This window comes from Bradyrhizobium sp. GCM10028915, assembly GCF_042666195.1.
GTDB classification, from domain to species: domain Bacteria; phylum Pseudomonadota; class Alphaproteobacteria; order Rhizobiales; family Xanthobacteraceae; genus Bradyrhizobium; species Bradyrhizobium canariense_D.
On sequence record NZ_JBHTFN010000012.1, the window covers coordinates 1 to 18,978 of the forward strand.

Here is an 18,978-nt window from a genome sequence, read left to right on the forward strand (position 1 = left end):
CTGCGACCCGCACGCGCCGTGGCAAAAGGGCGGCATCGAGAACGCCATCGGCCGCTTGCGCCGCTTCATCCCCCGAAAGACCGACCTCGAAAAGCTCCCAACCAGGCGCTTCCGTCAGTCCATTGCCGCCTACAACAACACCCGCGCAAATGCCTTGACTTCAGAACCCCGGCCGAGGCCTTCTCCTCTCAACTGTTGCACTTCGAGTGTGAATCCACCTCCTGGCTTTCGCCAGGACGACATCATTGCGCCAGCGCCAGAATCCCGCCGGCGAATGAATGCCATGCCGCCGTTTCGCTGATCGGCCAGTTCAGCACTTTCACCGCCAGCAGCGCGAGCGTGCCGGTGATGTAGACTGGATGCACCCGGCCTTCTATTCGCCAGTCGCGTACCATGGCGACGACGAGCAGCAGCGAAGCGACCATCGCGGGCGCGATGGTGACGGGCACCGGCGGCGGCCCTGGCGGTCCCGAAGGCGCGAGGAAAGTGAGAAACCAGCGCGCGATCGCGGCATCGAGGATGGAGACCGCCGCGAGCAGCATCAGGCGTTTGTGAATCTCCGGCTTTCGCGTGTTCATGATCGCGAGCACGAATACACCAGCGAAGAACGCGATCCCGCTCATCGGCACGATCGAGAAGGCGATGCCGGCCTCTTTCTGGCCGAGCGCCGCGGAATGCTGCATCACATGGACGGAGGCGAGGAAGCCGAAGATCGTCATCGCGGTCGCGAGCGAAACGCCGGCGATGCCGAGCGCACGGTGATTGACCATGCGGCCTGAGGCGGCGAGCCACGTCTGGATCACGAAATAGAGAGACCAGGTGAAGAACAACAGGCCGTGGAAATGAATGACGGGGCTTGCGGACAATGTCCGGTTGGCGAGCGGCACAAAATAGGTCGGTGCGAAGCCGAGAAAGGCGGTGGCCGCGCAGGCCAGTGCCATGTGGAGATAGAAATATCGTGCGGGCGACGCATCTCGCGCGCGCACACGACGGTCGTCGATCAGGGTCGTCATGAGGGATGAGTCTGGAGAGGCGGCGTTTGGTTCAAACCCCTAGCCACCTGTGCAGGGTGCTTGTCGGGATGACGAAATCTAACCCCCCGCGCTCAGTTCCGCGCGATCGAGCTCCTCCTCGACCCTGTGAAACGCGTCGTCACCGATCACCTCGGTGGCCCGGAGGTCGAAGATCGATTTTCGCGCGGCTTCGATGGCGCGGCGGCGCAGCGGATCGGCGGGCAATTCGCCGTTGGTGATGCCATCATGGGGATCGTCGTCGGCCTGCATCAGGATGGCACGATATTCGAGCCGCAGGATTTCGGCTTCCTCCGACGGATCGTCCTCGATCGCGTCGAGCGCCGCGCGATAGGCGACGGCGCGGGCGCGCGCGACCTCGATGCCGACGGGATCGTCGTCCTTGAGGCCGAACGCCAGGATCAGCGGCCGCAATGTCAGGCCCTGCACGACCAGCGTGCCGAGCACGACCGCAAACGCCGAGAAGACGATGAAGTCACGATGCGGAAAGTTTTCCGGCAAGGCAAAGGCGGTGGCGAGCGTGACGAGGCCGCGCATGCCGCACCAGGAGATGATGAGGCCGCCCTTGGCGGAGGCGACCTGCTTCGGATCCTTGGGGTGATAGATCCCGTGCGCCACCAGCGTGCGTAGCGTCGTGCGGTAGAACGTGACCCAGGCCAGCCGGACCAGGACTACAGTGAGAAGGATCCAGGCGGCGGCCAGGCAATAGTCCCAGCGCACGTCCGCGTCCAGCCGCGTCCAGATCGGCCGCATCTGCATGCCGATCAGCATGAACGCGAGCACGTTGAGCACGAACACCATCGTATCCCACACCGCGTAGGACGGCACCCGCAACCGCGCCGGCATACGGGCGGGTGCAGCGCGTGCCATCGTGATGGCGTACACGACGATGGTGAGGATGCCGGAGAGGCCGAGATGTTCAGCGCCGATCCAGACCATGAAGGTGGTGGCGAATTGCATGATGATCGAACTGGGAGCCTCCGTGATCCGCACGATCACCAGTGGCATGACTCGCGCGGCGAGATAGCCGGCAACGACGCTGCCGACCAGCGCCAGAGCCATGGTTGGCGCGACCTGGCTCCATGCCAGATGCTCGGTGGCGATCGCTCCGACGGCGATGCGATAGATCAGGAGCGCGGTCGCGTCGTTGAGCAGGCTCTCGCCTTCCAGGACCTTCACCATGCGGTGAGGCAGCTTCACCTGGCTCAGGATCGCGACCGCGGCGGCCGCGTCCGGCGGGGCCACGATGGCGCCGAGCGCAACCGCGGCGGCCCAGGGCATATCAGGCATCAGCCGGTGCGCGACGTAGGCCACAGCGGCCGTGGTCAAGCCGACCGCGGCGACGACGAGGGTGGAGACCGGAACCCAATTGTTGCGGAGATCGCGCAGCGAGGTGTCGAAGGCGGCATCGAGCAGGACCGGTGCGACAAAAAGAGCCAACGCCAGGTCGGGCTCCAGCGTCCAGGACGGGCTCGACGGCACAAAGGCGATCAGTGCGCCCCCGATTGCGAGAAAGGTCGGGTAGGGGACCTTGATCCGCCGCGCCAGCGCCGATAATGCAACGGCGCCGAGCAGAAGCACGATGATCCATTCGAATGTCGACACGTTGATCCCCGAACCCGATTTGAGCGGCGCCACAAGCTAGCACCAATCCGGTCGTATGATGGATGGTGCAGCCCCAAGGCAAGACCTCAAGGCGGACCTTAACTCAAGACTTTCCAACTGTGGCGAGCATGCGTTTTCTCATTCAATGGTCCGGCGCCGGGTTGCTCTTTGCGCTCTCGTTCGTTGCGGCTCATGCTGCGACCGGCGGCGAGCCGGCCGCGGTGCCGCAGGTCGACATCGCGCCGTGCCTCGCGGCCGCCGCAGCCGACGACATTGACAAGGCCGCCACGGCCTGCGCTGCCGTGATCGACAATGAGAAGACGGCGAAAGGCGACCTGATCAGGGCGCTGATCGCGCGCGGCGGGCTTTATGCGCGGCACGACCAAGTCGACCGCGCGATCGCCGACGACAGCCGCGCGCTGGAGCTCGATTCCGGTCTTGCCGATATCTTCAACGCGCGGGGCGAGCTCTGGCTAAGGAAGGGCGACAAGCCCAAGGCGGTGCAGGATTTCGGCGCAGCGTTGAAGATCGATCCGAACCACGAGAAGGCCAAGGTCAACAACAAGGCGATGGCGCGCGAGATCGAGCGGATCGGCGCGCAGATGGCGGTCGCGGGCAAGCCCAGCTTCATTTGCAAGGGTGCGCGCCGTCCCGTCGAGAAGGCGATCTGCGCCAACCGCGAGCTCGCTGATCTCGACCGTGAGGTCTTTGCCGCCAACGCGCGCGTGTTGCGCGAAGCCCGCAATGCAGGCGAAGCGAAGGCGCTTCAGCGCGAGCAGGACGATTTCATCGCCCGCCGCAACGCCGGGTTCGGCCGGCCGGGGTACGATTTGAAAAAGGCGATGCAGGAGCGGCTGCAGCGGCTCAACGGGGTGGACGGGTATTGAGGCTCCTCGTCTCGCTCGTAAGAGCGGGACGAAGGAGGGAAGGGATCGGTGCGCCGCTGGCACGCCTCGATTTGAACCGATTCTTTGGCTGTCGCGACAATGGTGAAAGCCTGATGTCCCGGAGCCCTATGCCATGTGCGGCACGCATCCTTCCGCGCAAATGCTCTCGTTTGCAAAAATCTCGTTTCGCTCGCTCCTGCTCAGCGCGGCAATGAGCGTCGTTCTCGTCGCCTCTGCTTCGGCCGGCGTCGATTGCGTAATCGGGAGCAAGGCCGCTCCGGCTGAGCTGATCCCGGCCTGCAGCGCCATGATCGACCAGGCCTCGAATCCGTCCCTCGATCGCGCCGCGGCATTGCTGGTGCGCGCCGACGCCAATGCGCGAACCTCGGGCGGCCTCACGCAGGCGCTGCGAGATATCGATCGCGCCATCGCACTCGATGGCAAGAACGCAAAAGCCTGGCGCCTGCGTGGCGATCTCCTGCGCGAGGCCGGCGGCGATCTCAACCGCGCCGCGGCGGACCTCAGCAAGGCCATCGAGCTCGATCCGCAGGATTCGGAATCTTACGAGCTGCGCGGCGTCGTCTACACCAACCAGCACCGGCTCGACCGCGCGCTTGCCGATTACGACCAGGCGATCAGGCTGAAGCCTGACAATGCACAGGCCTGGTCCGACCGCGGCGTGACCTATTATCTCGGCGGCGACAACGAGAAGGCGATCCGCGATCTCAGCGAGGCGTTGCGGCTCGATCCGAACCGGCCGCGCAGCTACACCAATCGTGGCGCCGCCTACAAGAAGCTCGGCCAGCTCGACAAGTCGGTTGCCGACGACGGCGAGGCGATCCGGCTCGATCCGAAGGTGCCCGAATATTACGATAATCGCGGGTTGGCGCTGGCCGCGATGGGGGAGTACGACAAGGCGATTGCCGATTACGATCAGGCGCTCCGGCTGGCACCGCGGCCGAATTTCTTCACAAACCGCGGCGATTCCTACCACCTCAAGGGCGAGCTTGGCGCGGCGCTGAGCGATTACGAGGCCGCGCTGAAACTGGATCCGAATTTCGCGCAGACCTACAATAACCGCGCCGTGCTCTACAAGAAGATGGGCGAACGCAGGAAGGCGCTGGCCGACTATGAGACCGCGCTGCGGCTCGATCCCGGCAACGACAACGCCGCCGCCGGCCGCCGTGCCATGATCGCGGAGATTGCGAAATTCGGCGGCGAGCCGCTGCGGCCGCTCGCGGCGAATTCCGGCAATGGCCCGTCGTTCGATTGTGCCACCGCGAAGCGCGAGGTCGAGAAGGTGATTTGTGCCGATCCGCAGCTGGGGGTGCTCGATCGCCAGATCGCCGAGACCTACGAGCGCGTGCTGAAATCGGCCGGGTCCCGCTTCGCCGGCGGCCTCCGTCGCACCCAGCGCGATTTCCTCACCACCCGCAATACGAGCTTCGGCCGCCCCGGCTATGATCTCAGGAAGGTCATGCAGGAGCGGCTGCAGCGGCTGAATGCGATGGATAGCTGAGCATTGTTCTTTTCAGCTTGAACCGCGCCCCGTTCCCGGGAAAATACCTCTCAAACAAGGCTGGTGCTTGATCCCTGTCATGGCGGGACGTCTGTCCTGCCACAAGGTCAAGGCCAGGCGAATAAGGGAACGGGAGCGCGGGAATGAACGTCCGAGGAAACATCGACGGAAAGAGTCTCTATCACGAGGTTTATGCGCGCTCGCTGGCTGACCCCAAGGGCTTTTGGGCCGAGGCGGCCAAGGAGATCGACTGGATCCAGCCACCGAAAAAGATCTTCGATCCCTCGCAAGGCGTCTACGGCCGCTGGTTCAGCGGCGGCGTAGTCAACACCTGCTACAACGCGCTTGACCGTCACGTCGAACGCGGCCGCGCCGACCAGGTCGCGCTGATCCATGATTCGCCGCTGGCAAATAGCGTCACCAAATTCACCTACGCCGAACTGCTGGCCGAAGTGCAGGCGCTCGCCGCCATCATGCAGGATTTTGGTGTCGCCAAGGGCGATCGCGTCATCCTCTATATGCCGATGGTCCCGGAGGCCGTCGTCGCGATGCTCGCCTGCGCGCGCATCGGCGCGGTGCACTCCGTGGTGTTCGGTGGCTTTGCCGCGAAAGAGCTCGCCACCCGCATCGACGATGCGCAGCCAAAGTTGATTCTGTCGGCGAGTTGCGGCATCGAGCCCGGCCGGATCGTGCAGTACAAGCCGCTGCTCGACGAGGCGATCAGGCTTGCGGGGGCAAAGCCGAAGGCCTGCATCGTGCTGCAACGTCCGCAGCTCGTCTGCGCCCTCACGCCCGGCCGCGACTATGATTGGGCGGGCCTGCGCCGCAAGGCGATGAACGACGGCAAGAAGGCGCCTTGTGTGCCCGTCGCCGCTACCGATCCGCTCTACATCCTCTATACGTCAGGCACGACCGGCATTCCCAAGGGCGTCGTGCGCGACAATGGCGGCCATCTCGTCGCGGTGAAATGGTCCATGTTCAACCTCTATGGCGTCAAGCCGGGCGAGGTCTGGTGGTGCGGCTCCGACATCGGCTGGGTGGTCGGCCACAGCTACATCGTCTACGGCCCGCTGCTGCACGGCGCGACCTCGATCATGTATGAGGGCAAGCCGGTCGGCACGCCCGATGCCGGCGCGTTCTGGCGCGTGATCAGCGAGCACAAGGCTGTCGCCTTCTTCACTGCGCCGACCGCGTTCCGCGCGATCCGGAAAGAAGATCCGGAAGGAAGATCCATCCGACAATACGACCTGTCAACCTTCCGCACGCTGTTCCTGGCCGGCGAGCGCGCCGATCCGCCGACGGTGGAGTGGGCGGAGCAGCAATTGAAAGTGCCTGTGATCGACCATTGGTGGCAGACCGAAACCGGCTGGTGCATCGCCGGCAATCCGGTTGGCTTAGGTCAGCTGCCGGTGAAGCACGGGTCGCCGACGGTGCCGATGCCGGGCTATCACGTCGACGTGGTCGACGAAGCGGCAAGGCCGGTCGGTCCGAACACCATGGGTTCGATCGTCATCAAGCTTCCGATGCCGCCGGGCTGTCTGCCGACGCTGTGGAATCAGGACGAACGGTTCAAGGAAGCCTATCTCACCGAATTCCCCGGCTACTACAAAACGTCGGATGCCGGCTACAAGGACGACGACGGCTATGTCTTCGTCATGGGCCGCACCGACGACATTATCAACGTCGCCGGCCATCGGCTCTCCACCGGCGGCATGGAGGAGATCCTGGCTTCGCATCCCGATGTTGCCGAATGCGCCGTGCTCGGCGTCAAGGACGCGATCAAGGGCGAGGTACCCTGCGGCTTCCTGGTGCTCAAGGCGGGTGTGAAGCGGGCCCCCGCCGAGATCGAGAAGGAGATCGTCGCGCTGGTGCGCGACAAGCTCGGTCCAGTTGCCGCGTTCAAGCTCGCCATCACCGTCGGCCGCCTGCCCAAGACGCGCTCCGGAAAGATCTTGCGCGGCACCATCAAGAAGATCGCAGATGGTGAAGCTTGGACCATGCCGGCGACGATCGAGGACCCCAAGGTGCTCGACGAGATCGGCGATGCGCTGAAAGGGCGGGTGTGAGGTTTGCAATGAGGCTTGAATAGGCCGCATTTTTCCGCTCAATCCTCATCCTGAGGAGCGCGCCTGGTGCGCGTCTCGAAGGATGAAAGGCCCCGCTGCTGCAGCTTGGCCTGCATGGTTCGAGACGCCCGCTGCGCGGGCTCCTCACCATGAGGATGAAGGGCCTGCCATGAATTCGAAGCCGTTTCTAGCGATTGCATTTGCGGGCCTCCTTCTCTCCGCCTGCTCCGCGCGCTACCAGACGCCGGTGGCGATGGGCGGCGATGATGACGATGCGGTCTGCCAGAGCCGCGGCTATGCGGCCGGATCGCCCGAATACGTGGCCTGCCGCAAGGACCGCGACGTCCAGCGCAGTTCCGCGACCACCCGCGCCGACCGCCGCCAGCGCGACCTCGGCGAATACATGCTGAACCATCCGGACCGGCCATAAAGGCTGCGCTGCGCCGGTGCGCTCGCAATGACGAGGTTGCTGAAGCTTCTTGCGTCAGACTAAAAAACGCGGCGGGTTTCCCCGCCGCGCTTGCATTCGATGACGACTGAAGAGCGGAAGGATTACTCCTCCTCCTGGTCCTGCTTCTTGCCGCCGAGCGTCTTCAGCTTGGCGAATACGGCATCGACGTTGAGATCGTCGCTGGACCTCTCCGCGGGTTCGTACTCGTCCTTCTTGGTGGTTTCGGAGGCCGGCAGCAAAGTGGCGCCGCCATAGGCCGCGTCGATCGGCTTTTCCTTGGCCGCGCGCGCGACCTCGAAATCAAGCTCGATCTGCGAGCAGAGGCCAAGGGTGACGGGATCAATCGGCGTCAGCTGGGAGGTGTTCCAGTGGGTGCGATCGCGGACACTGGCGATCGTGCTCTTGGTCGTGCCGACCAAGCGCATGATCTGGGCGTCCTTGAGCTCGGCATGGTTGCGCAGCAGCCAGAGGATGGCGCTCGGGCGTTCGTGGCGGCGCGAGACCGGGGTGTAGCGCGGGCCCTTGCGCTTGGGCTGCGGCGGCAGCACCACCTTGCTCTCCTGGAGGCGGAGCCGGTAGTCCGGGTTGTTCTCGCCCTTCTCGATTTCCTCGCGGGTCAGCTGGCCATTGGAAAGGGGATCCATGCCCTTGATGCCCTGGGCGGCGTCGCCATCGGCGATCGCGCGCACCTCGAGGGGGTGCATTTTGGTGAAATCGGCGACCTGATCGAAGGTCAGCGCGGTGTTGTCGAGCAGCCAGACGGCGGTCGCCTTGGGCATCAGAGGTGCGTTGCTCATGGCAAATCTCCTTTGTGCTTCGCCCACCCCTTTGGAGGCGAAACCGGTGGTCATCAGCGATGACTGGGAATTCGCGCTATATAAGCCCGGAGGGGCTAGCCACGCAATGGTTCTGCTATAGATAGTGCCTTGACAGCGCCCGAAAGGGGGCCCAATTCCCTCTGAAGTCTCTGTAAGCCCGTACCCAAGCCCTGTTCATCCATCGACCGCTTCCCGCCCATTTGGCGAGGTGATTCGGTCCCGAGATCGCTCAATGTCAGCCAAACCAGACCTCAAGATCGTGCTTTGTTCTCCCCGTGGCTTCTGCGCCGGGGTGGTCCGGGCGATCGACACCGTGGAACGGGCGCTCGATAAATACGGCGCCCCCGTCTATGTTCGCCACGAGATTGTGCACAATAAGTACGTCGTCGATGGGTTGAAGAAGAAGGGCGCGATCTTTGTCGAGGAACTCGCCGAGATCCCGGAAAACACCACCGCGCCGGTGGTGTTCTCGGCCCATGGCGTACCGAAATCGGTTCCCGCCGACGCCACGTCCCGCAATTTGTTCTCGCTGGATGCGACTTGCCCCCTGGTCACCAAGGTGCACCGCGAGGCCGCGATCCATTTCAAGCGCGGCCGCGAGATCTTCCTGATCGGGCATTCCCATCATCCGGAGGTGGTGGGCACGCTCGGCCAGCTCCCGACCGGCGCCGTGACCCTGATCGAGACTGCCGAGGACGCCAAGACCATCGCCCCGAAGGACCCGAACAACCTCGCCTTCGTGACCCAGACCACGTTGTCGATCGACGACACCGCGGAGATCGTGGCGCTCCTGAAGGAACGCTTCCCGAACATCAACGGGCCGCACAAGGAAGACATCTGCTACGCCACCACCAACCGCCAGCTCGCGGTGAAGAAAGTGGCGCCGGTGGTCGACGCCCTGATCGTGGTCGGTGCGCCGAACTCGTCGAACTCGCAGCGCCTGCGCGAAGTCGCCGAACGCGAGGGTTGCCCGATCGCCGTGCTGGCGCAGCGCGCCACCGAAATCGACTGGAAGCGGTTCGAGAACATCACCAGCCTCGGCATCACCGCGGGTGCCTCGGCACCGGAAGTGATCGTCGAGGAGATCATGGACGCGTTCGCCGAACGCTTCACGCTGCATGTGGAGACGGTCTCGGCCGCGGAAGAGAACGAGTTCTTCCCGCTGCCGCGCCAGGTGCGCCCCGAAGCCGCCGCCGAGTAGACCTTCATGGCGGTCTACACCGACGTTGCCGCCGACGAGCTTGCGGACTTCCTCAATCAATACGATCTCGGTGAACTGCTCTCCTACAAGGGCATCGCCGAGGGCGTCGAAAATTCCAACTTCCTGCTGCATACGACCAAGGGGTCGTTCATCCTCACGCTCTATGAGAAGCGCGTGGCGAAGAACGATCTGCCGTTCTTCCTCGCGCTGATGACGCATCTGGCCGAGCACGGCGTCAACTGCCCGCTGCCGGTGAAGGGAACGGACGGCGAGGCGTTGCGCGAGCTGTCGGGCCGGTCGGCCGCGATCATCACCTTTCTCGAAGGCGTCTGGCCGCGCAAGCCGAACGCGGTCCATTGCGCCGGCGTCGGCGAGGGGCTCGCCAGGATGCATCTGGCCGGCGCGAATTTCGCGATCAGGCGCGCGAACGCGCTGTCGGTCCCGGGCTGGCGGCCGCTGTTCGATGCCGCGTCACAGCGGGCCGACGAGGTGCAGCCCGGCCTGCGCGCGTTCCTGAGCCACGAGCTCGACTACCTCGAGAGCGGGGTCTGGCCGACGCAGCTGCCCGAAGGCGTGATCCACGCCGACCTCTTCAACGACAACGTCTTCTTTCTCGGCGACAAGCTCTCGGGGATCATCGACTTCACTTTCGCCTGCAATGACTGGCTCGCCTATGATGTCGCGATCTGCCTCAACGCCTGGTGCTTCGAGCCGGATCATTCCTTCAACGTGACCAAGGCCCGGGCCTTCCTCAATGCCTATGGCCGGGTGAGAAAGCTGTCCGAGGCGGAAGAGACCGCGCTGCCGCTGCTCGCGCGCGGCGCCGCGATGCGCTTCCTGCTGACGCGGCTGGTCGACTGGCTCAACGTTCCGCCCGGCGCGCTGGTTCGGCCGAAGGATCCGCTGGAATATGTCCGCAAGCTGCGCTTCCACCAGAGCGTTTCCAGCGTGCGCGACTACGGGCTGATGCCGTCGGGGCTGGTGGCGTGAGCGAGCTTCCGATTGTCACGATCTACACCGACGGCGCCTGCTCGGGAAATCCGGGGCCCGGCGGCTGGGGCGCGATCCTGAAGTTCGGCGACAAGGAAAAAGAACTGAACGGTGGTGAGCGCCACACCACCAACAATCAGATGGAATTGATGGCGGCGATCTCCGCGTTGGAAGCGCTGAAGAAGCCGTGCACGGTCGATCTCTATACCGACAGCCAATATGTCCGTCAGGGCATCACCGGCTGGATCCACGGCTGGAAGCGCAACGGCTGGCGCACCGCCGACAAGAAGCCGGTGAAGAATGTCGAGCTATGGCAGCGCCTGGATGCCGCGCTGAAGGCCCATGACGTGCGCTGGCACTGGGTCAAAGGTCACGCAGGCCATCCCGAGAACGAACGCGCCGACCAGCTCGCGCGCGACGGGATCGTGAAGGCGCGGTTACAGGCGCGGGTGGCGGAGTAGCGCGGATCGGCGCTCTTGCTCATGCTCCGCCGTCATCGCCCGGCTTGACCGGGCGATCCAGTACGCAGCGGCCTCTCGATTCAACAACAACTGTCTCTGGAATACTGAATGCCCCGCTTTCGCGGGGCATGACAGTGTCGTTTGTGGCTGAAAGCGGCGTCTAAAGCTTACAGCTGCCCGAGCAGCGTATCGCCGCCGGACACCTCGACCTTGCCGGGCATCGCCTCGAGGTTCAGCTTCTTGACCACGCCGTCCTCGACCAGCATCGAATAGCGCTTGGAGCGGATGCCGAGACCGTTGCCGGAGGCGTCGAGCTCCATGCCGATCGCCTTGGTGAAGTCGGCATTGCCGTCGGCCAGAAAGATGGCCTCGTCGCGCTGGTCAGTGTCGCGCTTCCAGGCGTTCATGACGAAGGCGTCGTTGACGGAGACGATGGCGATGGTGTCGACGCCCTTGTCCTTGAGGGCGTAGGCGTTGAGGAAAATGCTCGGCAGATGCATCTTGTGGCAGGTGCCCGTATAGGCGCCGGGCACCGCGAACAGCGCCACTTTCTTGCCCTTGAAGATGTCGTCGGTGGTCTTCACCTGCGGGCCTTCGGCCGTCATCACGCGGAATTTCGCCTCGGGCAGTTTGTCGCCAGTCTGGATCGCCATCGTCAGTCTCCCTGAAAATCGGTCCCGCTTTTTAGACCGTGCGGCGGCGCTGCACAATATTGCCGGTAGGGCAGGCGGTGAGGGCGGGACCCTTCACCGTTATGTCATCAGCCGGCGAACCCGCCGCCGTCGAGGAAGGCCTGCTCGTCCGGGGTGGTGTCGCGGCCGAGCAGACGGTTGCGGTGGGGGAAGCGGCCAAACCGCCGGATGATGTCGGCGTGCTCACGCGCGTATTTCAGATTTTCGGCATTGTCGGTGTTTTGAAACAGCGCGACGCAGTGCAATTGGTCGGGCAGGTGCTCGGAATGCATGAAGGGTAAATAGAGGAATTCGAGCAGGACCGGATCGACCCTTTGATCTGCGCCCCCCGCAATGGCGCGGCGGGCGACGTCGCGCGCCAGCGCATCGCTGGCAAAGGCCTGCGACGTGCCGCGAAACATGTTACGTGGAAACTGGTCGAGCACGATGACGAGCGCGAGTGCGCCCTCGTCGGTCGCCTCCCATGACGAGAGTTCGCCGGCGACCGCCTTCTGCCACAGCGCGAGAAAGCGGCGCCTGACCTCCGCGTCGAATGCGTCGTTGCGCTCGTACCAGGCATCGCGGCCGGCCTCGCGCCAGAAGGCGAGGATGCCGGCGGGACTGATGTTGCTGTCGTCGGTCATGAACGAAAGAGGCGCTTACGCCGCCTCCGCCTTCTTCTCGTCGCGCAGCTGCCGCCGCAGGATCTTGCCGACATTGGTCTTCGGCAGGTCGGTGCGGAATTCGATGTGCTTGGGCACCTTGTAGCCCGTCAGCTGCTCCTGGCAGAACTTGACCAGGGCCTCCGCCGTGAGGTTCGGGTCCTTCTTGACCACGAACGCCTTCACCGCCTCCCCCGACTTGGAATCGGGAATGCCGATGACGGCGCATTCGAGCACCCCGGGGTTGCTCGCGATCACTTCCTCGATCTCGTTCGGATAGACGTTGAAGCCGGAGACCAGGATCATGTCCTTCTTGCGGTCCACGATCTTGGTGTAGCCCTTCTCGTCCATGATGCCGATGTCGCCGGTGCGGAAATAGCCGTCCGCGGTCATCACCTTGGCCGTCTCCTCCGGCCTGTTCCAGTAGCCCGACATCACCTGCGGGCCCTTGGCGCAGATCTCGCCGGGCTGGCCGAGCGGCATCTCGTTGCCGTCGTCATCGCGGATCGAGATCCAGGTCGAGGGCACGGGGATGCCGATAGTGCCGTTGAACTCCGGATTGGTCGTGGTGTTGCAGGTCAGCGTCGGAGATGTCTCCGACAGGCCGTAGCCTTCGGCGATGGAGCAGCCCGTGATGGCCTTCCACTGCTCGGCGACGGGGCGCTGCACCGCCATGCCGCCACCGTTCGAGATCTTCAGCTTGGAGAAGTCGAGCTTTTTGAAGTCGGGATGATGCATCAGGCCGTTGTAGAGCGTGTTCACGGCAGGGAAGTTGTTGACCTGGTACTTCGCCAATTCCTTGATGAAGCCCGGGATGTCGCGCGGATTGGGGATCAGGAGATTGCAGCCGCCGGCGCGCACCGCGAGCAGGTAGCAGGCTGTCAGCGCGAAGATGTGATAGAGCGGCAGCGCGCAAACGACCATGAGTTGATCGACATGCGGCGGCGCGGCCATCGCCGGCTGCAGCCAGGCGTCGTTCTGCAGGACGTTGGCGACGATGTTGCGATGAAGCAGGGTGGCGCCCTTGGACACGCCGGTGGTGCCGCCGGTATATTGCAGGAAGGCGACGTCGCCGGGTGACAGCTTCGGCTTGTTGAAGGCCAGAGAGCGGCCGGCGGAGATCGCGTCGTTGAAGGAGACCGCGCCCGGCAGCGACCATGCCGGCACCATCTTCTTGACGCGGCGGACGACCAGATTGACGATCACTCCCTTGAAGCCGAGCAGGTCGCCCATGCTGCCGACGATGACGTGCTTGACTTGCGTCTTCGCGATCACCTGCTCGACGGTGTGGGCGAAGTTCTCGAGCACGATGATGGCTTCGGCGCCGGAATCCTTGAGCTGGTGCTCGAGCTCGCGCGGCGTGTAGAGCGGATTGACATTGACCACCGCGAAACCGGCGCGCAGCACGGCTGCGGTCGCGACCGGATATTGCAGCACGTTCGGCATCATGATCGCGACGCGGGCGCCGCGTTGCAGGCCGCGCCCTTGCAGATAGGACGCCATCGCCAGCGACATCTGGTCGAGGTCGCGATAGCTGATCGACTTGTCCATGCAGATGAACGCCTTGCGGTCGGCGAACTTGGCGAAGCTCTCCTCCAGGAGGTCGACCAGCGATGAATATTGCGTCGGCTCGATATCGGCGGGGACGCCGGGCGGATATTGCTTAAGCCAGATGCGCTCCATGGAAACTCCCCTCATTGACCAGAGCCCGTTGTGTCTCGGGCTTGCCTCGTTGCCGTCAGTATCGAGCCTGCCGGAACGGGTGGCAAGCGGTCGAGGCTTAGGACAAACGTCAGGGAGTGGCTACCGGAATCCTTGCAAATGGCGCTGCCGCAACTGCGAAGTGCGGCGCGGTCTCGCCTCGCGTCGGCTGTTAACTGTTGTTGGCGGGCTTGGCGGGCTTGGTCGCGGCCTTGGGCTTGGCGGGCTTGGCCGCCTCGCCGCCCACCGCAGGCTTTGCCACCGCATCGGGCTTGGCTGCGGCATGCTTGGTACCGGCCGGCTTAGCTGCGGACTTGCCGTCGGCCGGCTTTGCGGCCGCCGCCGTCTTGGCATCGGGCTTCGCCGCCGCCGTCTTGGCATCCTTCGGCTTGTCTGCCGCGTCGGGCTTTTTGGCGACGCGCGACTTCTTGCCACGCGGCTTTGGCGTGGCCTGCTGGTCGGCATCGGCCGCGACCGCCGCGATCAGGGCGGTCCCGGTGCGGGTCGGACCGGTATACACCAGCACGGGCTCGGCCGCCGCCGGGGCCGAGGCCATCAGCTCGGAGGCCTTCATCAGAGGCGGCTGAAGCCCGGCCGTGAAGAAGGTGACTTGGGCTTCGCCGCCGGTGGCCGAGGCGGACCCGGACGTGCCGCCATTGGCCGCGATCAGCGCGTCGTCATCGTCGCTGGCCGGCCGCTTGCGATGGCCGCCGCACATGTCGTCACGCAGGTTCGGCGGCGAGGCGTCGACCGGCACCAGCTTGTCGACGGTGCCGAGCGAGGGGCGGAGCCAGGTGAGATTATCTTGCGAGAAGCCGCGCTCCAGCAGCTGCGCCGCCTTCACCGCGCGCGCGGTCCCGGAGTTGGCGCCCAGCACGACGGCGATCAGCCGGCGGCCGTTGCGGGTGGCCGACGCGACGAGATTGTAGCCGGAGGCGCAGATGAAGCCGGTCTTGAAACCGTCGGCGCCGGGATAGCGGCCGATCAGCTTGTTGAAATTGCCGGTGACGCGCTTGCCGAAGCGGATTGCCGGAATGTGCACGAAATACTCGTACTCGGGCAGGTCGCGCAGGAACGAGCGCGCGAGAATGCCAAGATCCCGCGCGGAGGTGATCTGTCCGTCGGCGGGCAGGCCGTTCGGATTGACGTAGCTCGTCTGCGTCATGCCGAGCTTCTGCGCCGTGTCGTTCATCAGCGCCGAGAAACCATCGATCGAACCGCCAACGCCTTCGGCGAGCACGACGGCCATGTCGTTCGCCGATTTCACCATCATCATCTTGAGCGCGTTGTCGACGGTAAGCTGCGTTCCCGGGCGAAAGCCCATCTTCGAGGGCGACTGCGAGGCTGCCGTCGGCGAAACCGTGAGCAGTGTGTCGAGTGTGAGCTTGCCGTCCTTGACCGCCTTCAGCGTCACATAGGCGGTCATGATCTTGGTGACGGAAGCCGGATACCAAGGAATGGTCGCGTTCTCCGCCTGCAGCACCTTGCCGCTATCGGCCTCGATCAGGAGCAGCGCTTCGGCGCTCGCCGCGCGCGGCGCGAGCAACGCGGCACACGCGAGTGCCGCGGCGAACAGGTTGAACAGGGATTGACGAAGCAGCGGGCGAAGAGCGTGCACTATCCGATTCCGGTCCTTGGAGACCCGCCGGTTCCGGTCGGCTCTCGTGATCTGATGTTCGGTTCTGAAATCCAGCGCCGCCGCTTGCGGCGCCGCAAACCTATACCGGCTGGTGCGTCGGGAATAGGGGCATCAGCGGGGTATTCCGCAATGAAATGGGCCGAATTTCGACGATACGATGGGGACTTGCCAAGGCGGCTTGTTAAGGCGACTTGGCGGCCGTCGCGGCAGCCTCAGCCGCTGTCACGCTGGCCCGTGCGTTCTCCTGAATCATGAATTGAGCCCTGGCGAGGTCGGCGAAATGGCCGCCTTTGGCCACGAGTTCATCGAAAGTTCCGCTTTCGATCACGCGCCCGTTCTCGAACACCAGGATACGCGTGGCATTGCGGATGGTGGAGAGACGGTGGGCGATCACGAAGGTGGTGCGGCCCTTCATCACTTCGTCGAGAGCGGTATTCACCTTGGCCTCGGTGACGGCGTCGAGTGCGCTCGTCGCCTCGTCCAGGATCAGGATCGGCGGATCCTTCAGCAGTGCACGTGCGATCGACAGCCGCTGGCGCTCACCACCCGACAGCATCCGGCCCCGCTCGCCGGCATTGGTCTCGAAGCCGCCGCTGCGCTCGATGAATTCGAGCGCCTGTGCGCGCTCCGCCGCCTTGCGCATCTCGGCCTCGGTGGCGTCCGGCTTGCCGACGCGCAAATTCTCCGCGATCGAGCGGTTGAACAGCAGCGCCTCCTGAAAGACCACGCCGATGTTCCGCCGCAGCGATGTCAGCGTCACCCCGCGCACGTCCATGCCGTCGATCCTGATGAAGCCGGACTGCGGATCGAAGGCGCGATGCAGCAGCGCAATCGCCGTCGACTTGCCGGCGCCCGTCGCGCCGACCAGTGCGATGGTCTGGCCGGGAAGCGCGGTGAAGGAGAGGTCCTCGACCGCCGGCCGCTTGCCGTCATAGGAGAAGGTGACGTCGTTGAATTCAACGAGGCCGGAGAGCCGACCCGCATCGATCGCGTCGTGCCGGTCGTGCACCGCAGGAACCGCATCGAGCACGTTGAAGAACTCGCGCAGGCGCGGGGCTTCCATGAACACGTTGTTGATGAAGCTCACGACCTGCTCCAGCTTCTGGATCAGAAGCGTCGCGAAGCTCACGAACATGACGATCTCGCCGACAGAGGTCAGCCCCTGGTCGTGCAGCGCGATGCCGAAAGTGAAGATCGCGAGCACGGTGATCGTGGTGGAGGCGCGCGTGATGACGGTGACGAGTGCCCACCACGACAGCACCGGCATTTGCGCCGCTAGCAACTCGTCGGCGACGGAGCGCAGGCCCTTCACCTCGGATTCGACGCGGACGAAACTCTGCACCAGCGCGACGTTGCCAAGGGCGTCGGACGCGCGCGCGGAGAGCTCGCTGTAGTGCTCCTCCACCTCCATCTGCATGCCGAAGGTTCTGCGCACCACGAAGGTGGTCAGCGCGGTGAAGACGATGCAGAGCACGAACAGCAGGATTGCAAGCCGCCAGTTCAGGTAGAGCGATAGCGGCAGCAGCACCACGACCGAGAGGATCGCGGCAAAATGCTCTCGAAAGAAGCCGACCCATAACCGCCACAGCGCATCTGTGCCGTTCAGCATCACCTTCATCAACCGGCCCGAATGGGTGCCCGAATGGAAGGTCAGAGGCAGCTGCAGGATGTGCTCGAAATAGTCCGTCAGGACCGCCTGCCGCTGGCGGTGGGAGAGCCGGTCGGCCTGCAACGCTACGACCGCGCTGCAGACGATGGTGAACAGTCCGAACGCGACCCATGCAACCAGGAACGGCCAGGCCGAGTTGGAGCCTGCGACCGTCTTGCCGGAGAGCACATCGACGATCCGGCCGAACAGCACCGGTTCGGCGAATTGCGAGCCCGCAAGCAGGAGATTGACGACCGCAAGCAGCCAGCCCAGCCGTGCCTCCTTACCGAGCAGCTCGAGAACGCGGGTGTAGAGGCGGAGAATGGGCATGGGCGAGGAGCTCGGGCGGCTGGAACGGAGTGAGCGCATACTCTAATCAGGGATCGCCCGTGAGATATAGCGGAAGCTGTCGGTTTTGCTCAGTTGATCAACCGCCCTGCAACTGGCGGCAAGAACCCGCTGTCGAAGATGTCGCCCGCCGCCGGCCGGTTGCGGAATTTGAAATCCTGCCCGATCTGGTCGATCGCGCGATCCATGCGCGCCGGGTCGATGTCGCCGAGGCCGTTGCGACGGACCTCGTCCGTCAGGATGTTGTCGACGAGGACAGTGCGCAGCCGCTCTAGCTCAAGATCGCGATCGCCGCCGTCGATGCGGCTCGCGGCTTCGTCCGCCGCACGCGCCGGGTCCTTGACGGTCGCGTTGATGCCGGCGATCAATGCGCGGACGAATCCCTTCACGGTGTCCGGCTTGGCCGCGGCGAAAGCCGGGTTGACCACGACGGCAAAGCCATAGGCCTCGCAACCATAATCGGCATAGCGAAGCGCGACGAGATCGCCGCCTGGCACGCCGCGGTCGCGCAGGTTCACTGCCGAGAGATAGCTGAAGCCGGCGACGGCATCGACCTGTCCCGCGGAGAGGATCGGCTCGCGCACCGCGGCGCTGATCTTGTGGAATTTCACGTGAGCCGTGTCGATGCCGTTCTGCTGCGCCAGCGCCGGCCACAGCCGCATCGACAGATCGCTATCGGCAACGCCGACGGTTTTGCCGTCCAGGTCGGGCAGGAGGTGGATGCCGCGGCTCCTGCGGGCGACGATCGCGTAGGGCGCGCGGTTGAACAGCACGAATACCGCCTTGACCGGGGTCGCATCCTTGTCGCGGAAGCGGATCAGCTCGTTGATGTCGACGAGCGCGAGCTCGCTGTTGCCCTTGGCGACGCGCGCAAGCGCCTCCGGCGATCCGGCCGCGCTGCTGAAGGAGACGTTGAGACGTTCGGCGCCGAAGCTGCCGTCCTTGGCGGCAAGGAAGAACGGCGCCATGCTCGCATCGATCGGGCGGTCGAAGGTGAAGTGGATCGCAATGGAGGGCACGACGGTCTCGGCCGCGGTAGCATCGCGCGCAGTCAGCACCGCAAGCGAGATTGCAGCGGCCAGCAGACCGCGAAGAGCAATTGTCGTGAATTCGAACATCAGTCGCGCCGGTCCGGTGTTGTTATGGCTTGGTGACGCTCGGAGCGCCGGCTGGCGACAAGCTTGTTCGGCCAACATGAACGGCGGATGAGCGGCGGTTGCGTCACGATCACGCAACCCCGTTCAGCTTGTGTTGGGGTTGGGGAACCCAACATGGGATGC

General features: G+C 64.5%; 16 protein-coding genes. 7 read left to right on the top strand and 9 right to left on the bottom strand.

Annotation, left to right across the window (positions count from 1 at the left end):
• Positions 1–242 precede the first annotated feature (242 nt).
• Together ACFQX9_RS09095 and ACFQX9_RS09100 are read right to left on the bottom strand one after the other, a co-directional pair.
• Positions 243–1,013, bottom strand: coding sequence for a hypothetical protein (locus ACFQX9_RS09095; RefSeq protein ID WP_085350809.1), 771 nt, complete (start codon positions 1,011–1,013; stop codon positions 243–245).
• 78 nt (positions 1,014–1,091) lie between these two features.
• Positions 1,092–2,669 (bottom strand): cation:proton antiporter, encoded by a 1,578-nt coding sequence (locus tag ACFQX9_RS09100; protein WP_377787896.1) that lies wholly within the window; start codon positions 2,667–2,669, stop codon positions 1,092–1,094.
• Positions 2,670–2,764: 95 nt separating this feature from the next.
• Here ACFQX9_RS09100 and ACFQX9_RS09105 point away from each other — a divergent pair, with 95 nt between their 5' ends.
• The 4 genes from ACFQX9_RS09105 (at position 2,765) to ACFQX9_RS09120 (ending at position 7,538) form a co-directional block, all read left to right on the top strand.
• Entirely contained in the window at positions 2,765–3,523 is a 759-nt protein-coding gene (locus ACFQX9_RS09105; protein WP_085384261.1) for a tetratricopeptide repeat protein, read from the top strand.
• Between the two features lie 133 nt (positions 3,524–3,656).
• Positions 3,657–5,042, top strand: a complete 1,386-nt coding sequence (locus ACFQX9_RS09110; protein ID WP_377787900.1) for a tetratricopeptide repeat protein — start codon at positions 3,657–3,659, stop codon at positions 5,040–5,042.
• A gap of 143 nt (positions 5,043–5,185) precedes the next feature.
• Positions 5,186–7,108 (top strand): propionyl-CoA synthetase, encoded by a 1,923-nt coding sequence (locus ACFQX9_RS09115; RefSeq protein ID WP_377787903.1) that lies wholly within the window; start codon positions 5,186–5,188, stop codon positions 7,106–7,108.
• A gap of 169 nt (positions 7,109–7,277) precedes the next feature.
• Positions 7,278–7,538 carry a hypothetical protein gene (locus ACFQX9_RS09120; protein ID WP_204512516.1) on the top strand — a complete coding sequence of 87 codons (261 nt, stop codon included), beginning with the start codon at positions 7,278–7,280 and terminating at the stop codon, positions 7,536–7,538.
• A gap of 122 nt (positions 7,539–7,660) precedes the next feature.
• On the opposite strand, the gene ACFQX9_RS09125 is transcribed toward ACFQX9_RS09120, so the two are convergent.
• The gene (locus ACFQX9_RS09125; RefSeq protein ID WP_027565675.1) at positions 7,661–8,356 is read right to left on the bottom strand and encodes a DUF1013 domain-containing protein; all 696 of its coding nucleotides are present in this window, start codon (positions 8,354–8,356) and stop codon (positions 7,661–7,663) included.
• Positions 8,357–8,609: 253 nt separating this feature from the next.
• On the opposite strand from ACFQX9_RS09125, the gene ispH reads away from it, so the two are divergent.
• Genes ispH through rnhA form a run of 3 tightly spaced genes read left to right on the top strand, consistent with a single transcriptional unit; the run spans position 8,610 to position 11,029 of the window.
• The gene (ispH, locus tag ACFQX9_RS09130; protein ID WP_007597506.1) at positions 8,610–9,578 is read left to right on the top strand and encodes a 4-hydroxy-3-methylbut-2-enyl diphosphate reductase; all 969 of its coding nucleotides are present in this window, start codon (positions 8,610–8,612) and stop codon (positions 9,576–9,578) included.
• A 6-nt stretch (positions 9,579–9,584) separates the two neighbouring features.
• On the top strand, positions 9,585–10,568 hold the full coding sequence (locus ACFQX9_RS09135) for a homoserine kinase (protein ID WP_085350802.1): 984 nt from the start codon (positions 9,585–9,587) through the stop codon (positions 10,566–10,568).
• Positions 10,565–11,029, top strand: a complete 465-nt coding sequence (gene rnhA / locus ACFQX9_RS09140; RefSeq protein WP_007597503.1) for a ribonuclease HI — start codon at positions 10,565–10,567, stop codon at positions 11,027–11,029. Before ACFQX9_RS09135 ends, rnhA begins: the two co-directional genes overlap by 4 nt.
• A 167-nt stretch (positions 11,030–11,196) precedes the next feature.
• On the opposite strand, the gene ACFQX9_RS09145 is transcribed toward rnhA, so the two are convergent.
• From ACFQX9_RS09145 to ACFQX9_RS09170, 6 genes are all read right to left on the bottom strand, one after another.
• On the bottom strand, positions 11,197–11,682 hold the full coding sequence (locus ACFQX9_RS09145) for a peroxiredoxin (RefSeq protein WP_018453139.1): 486 nt from the start codon (positions 11,680–11,682) through the stop codon (positions 11,197–11,199).
• Between the two features lie 107 nt (positions 11,683–11,789).
• Positions 11,790–12,344 (bottom strand): DUF924 family protein, encoded by a 555-nt coding sequence (locus ACFQX9_RS09150; protein WP_085350801.1) that lies wholly within the window; start codon positions 12,342–12,344, stop codon positions 11,790–11,792.
• A 15-nt stretch (positions 12,345–12,359) separates the two neighbouring features.
• Positions 12,360–14,045 carry a long-chain fatty acid--CoA ligase gene (locus ACFQX9_RS09155; protein ID WP_018453141.1) on the bottom strand — a complete coding sequence of 562 codons (1,686 nt, stop codon included), beginning with the start codon at positions 14,043–14,045 and terminating at the stop codon, positions 12,360–12,362.
• 190 nt (positions 14,046–14,235) lie between these two features.
• Positions 14,236–15,681, bottom strand: coding sequence for a D-alanyl-D-alanine carboxypeptidase family protein (locus ACFQX9_RS09160; RefSeq protein ID WP_085350800.1), 1,446 nt, complete (start codon positions 15,679–15,681; stop codon positions 14,236–14,238).
• 202 nt (positions 15,682–15,883) lie between these two features.
• Positions 15,884–17,680 (bottom strand): glucan ABC transporter ATP-binding protein/ permease, encoded by a 1,797-nt coding sequence (locus ACFQX9_RS09165; protein ID WP_085350799.1) that lies wholly within the window; start codon positions 17,678–17,680, stop codon positions 15,884–15,886.
• Between the two features lie 89 nt (positions 17,681–17,769).
• Positions 17,770–18,816 carry an ABC transporter substrate-binding protein gene (locus ACFQX9_RS09170; protein WP_018453144.1) on the bottom strand — a complete coding sequence of 349 codons (1,047 nt, stop codon included), beginning with the start codon at positions 18,814–18,816 and terminating at the stop codon, positions 17,770–17,772.
• Positions 18,817–18,978: the final 162 nt, after the last annotated feature.

Excerpts from the sequence above, each read along its gene's own strand:
- ACFQX9_RS09095 (WP_085350809.1), bottom strand. The coding sequence starts at position 1,013 with ATGACGACCCTGATCGACGACCGTCGTGTGCGCGCGCGAGATGCGTCG.
- ACFQX9_RS09105 (WP_085384261.1), top strand. The coding sequence starts at position 2,765 with ATGCGTTTTCTCATTCAATGGTCCGGCGCCGGGTTGCTCTTTGCGCTC.
- ACFQX9_RS09110 (WP_377787900.1), top strand. The coding sequence starts at position 3,657 with ATGTGCGGCACGCATCCTTCCGCGCAAATGCTCTCGTTTGCAAAAATC.
- ACFQX9_RS09115 (WP_377787903.1), top strand. The coding sequence starts at position 5,186 with ATGAACGTCCGAGGAAACATCGACGGAAAGAGTCTCTATCACGAGGTT.
- ACFQX9_RS09120 (WP_204512516.1), top strand. The coding sequence starts at position 7,278 with ATGAATTCGAAGCCGTTTCTAGCGATTGCATTTGCGGGCCTCCTTCTC.
- ACFQX9_RS09125 (WP_027565675.1), bottom strand. The coding sequence starts at position 8,356 with ATGAGCAACGCACCTCTGATGCCCAAGGCGACCGCCGTCTGGCTGCTC.
- ispH (WP_007597506.1), top strand. The coding sequence starts at position 8,610 with ATGTCAGCCAAACCAGACCTCAAGATCGTGCTTTGTTCTCCCCGTGGC.
- ACFQX9_RS09135 (WP_085350802.1), top strand. The coding sequence starts at position 9,585 with ATGGCGGTCTACACCGACGTTGCCGCCGACGAGCTTGCGGACTTCCTC.
- ACFQX9_RS09145 (WP_018453139.1), bottom strand. The coding sequence starts at position 11,682 with ATGGCGATCCAGACTGGCGACAAACTGCCCGAGGCGAAATTCCGCGTG.
- ACFQX9_RS09150 (WP_085350801.1), bottom strand. The coding sequence starts at position 12,344 with ATGACCGACGACAGCAACATCAGTCCCGCCGGCATCCTCGCCTTCTGG.
- ACFQX9_RS09155 (WP_018453141.1), bottom strand. The coding sequence starts at position 14,045 with ATGGAGCGCATCTGGCTTAAGCAATATCCGCCCGGCGTCCCCGCCGAT.
- ACFQX9_RS09165 (WP_085350799.1), bottom strand. The coding sequence starts at position 17,680 with ATGCCCATTCTCCGCCTCTACACCCGCGTTCTCGAGCTGCTCGGTAAG.
- ACFQX9_RS09170 (WP_018453144.1), bottom strand. The coding sequence starts at position 18,816 with ATGTTCGAATTCACGACAATTGCTCTTCGCGGTCTGCTGGCCGCTGCA.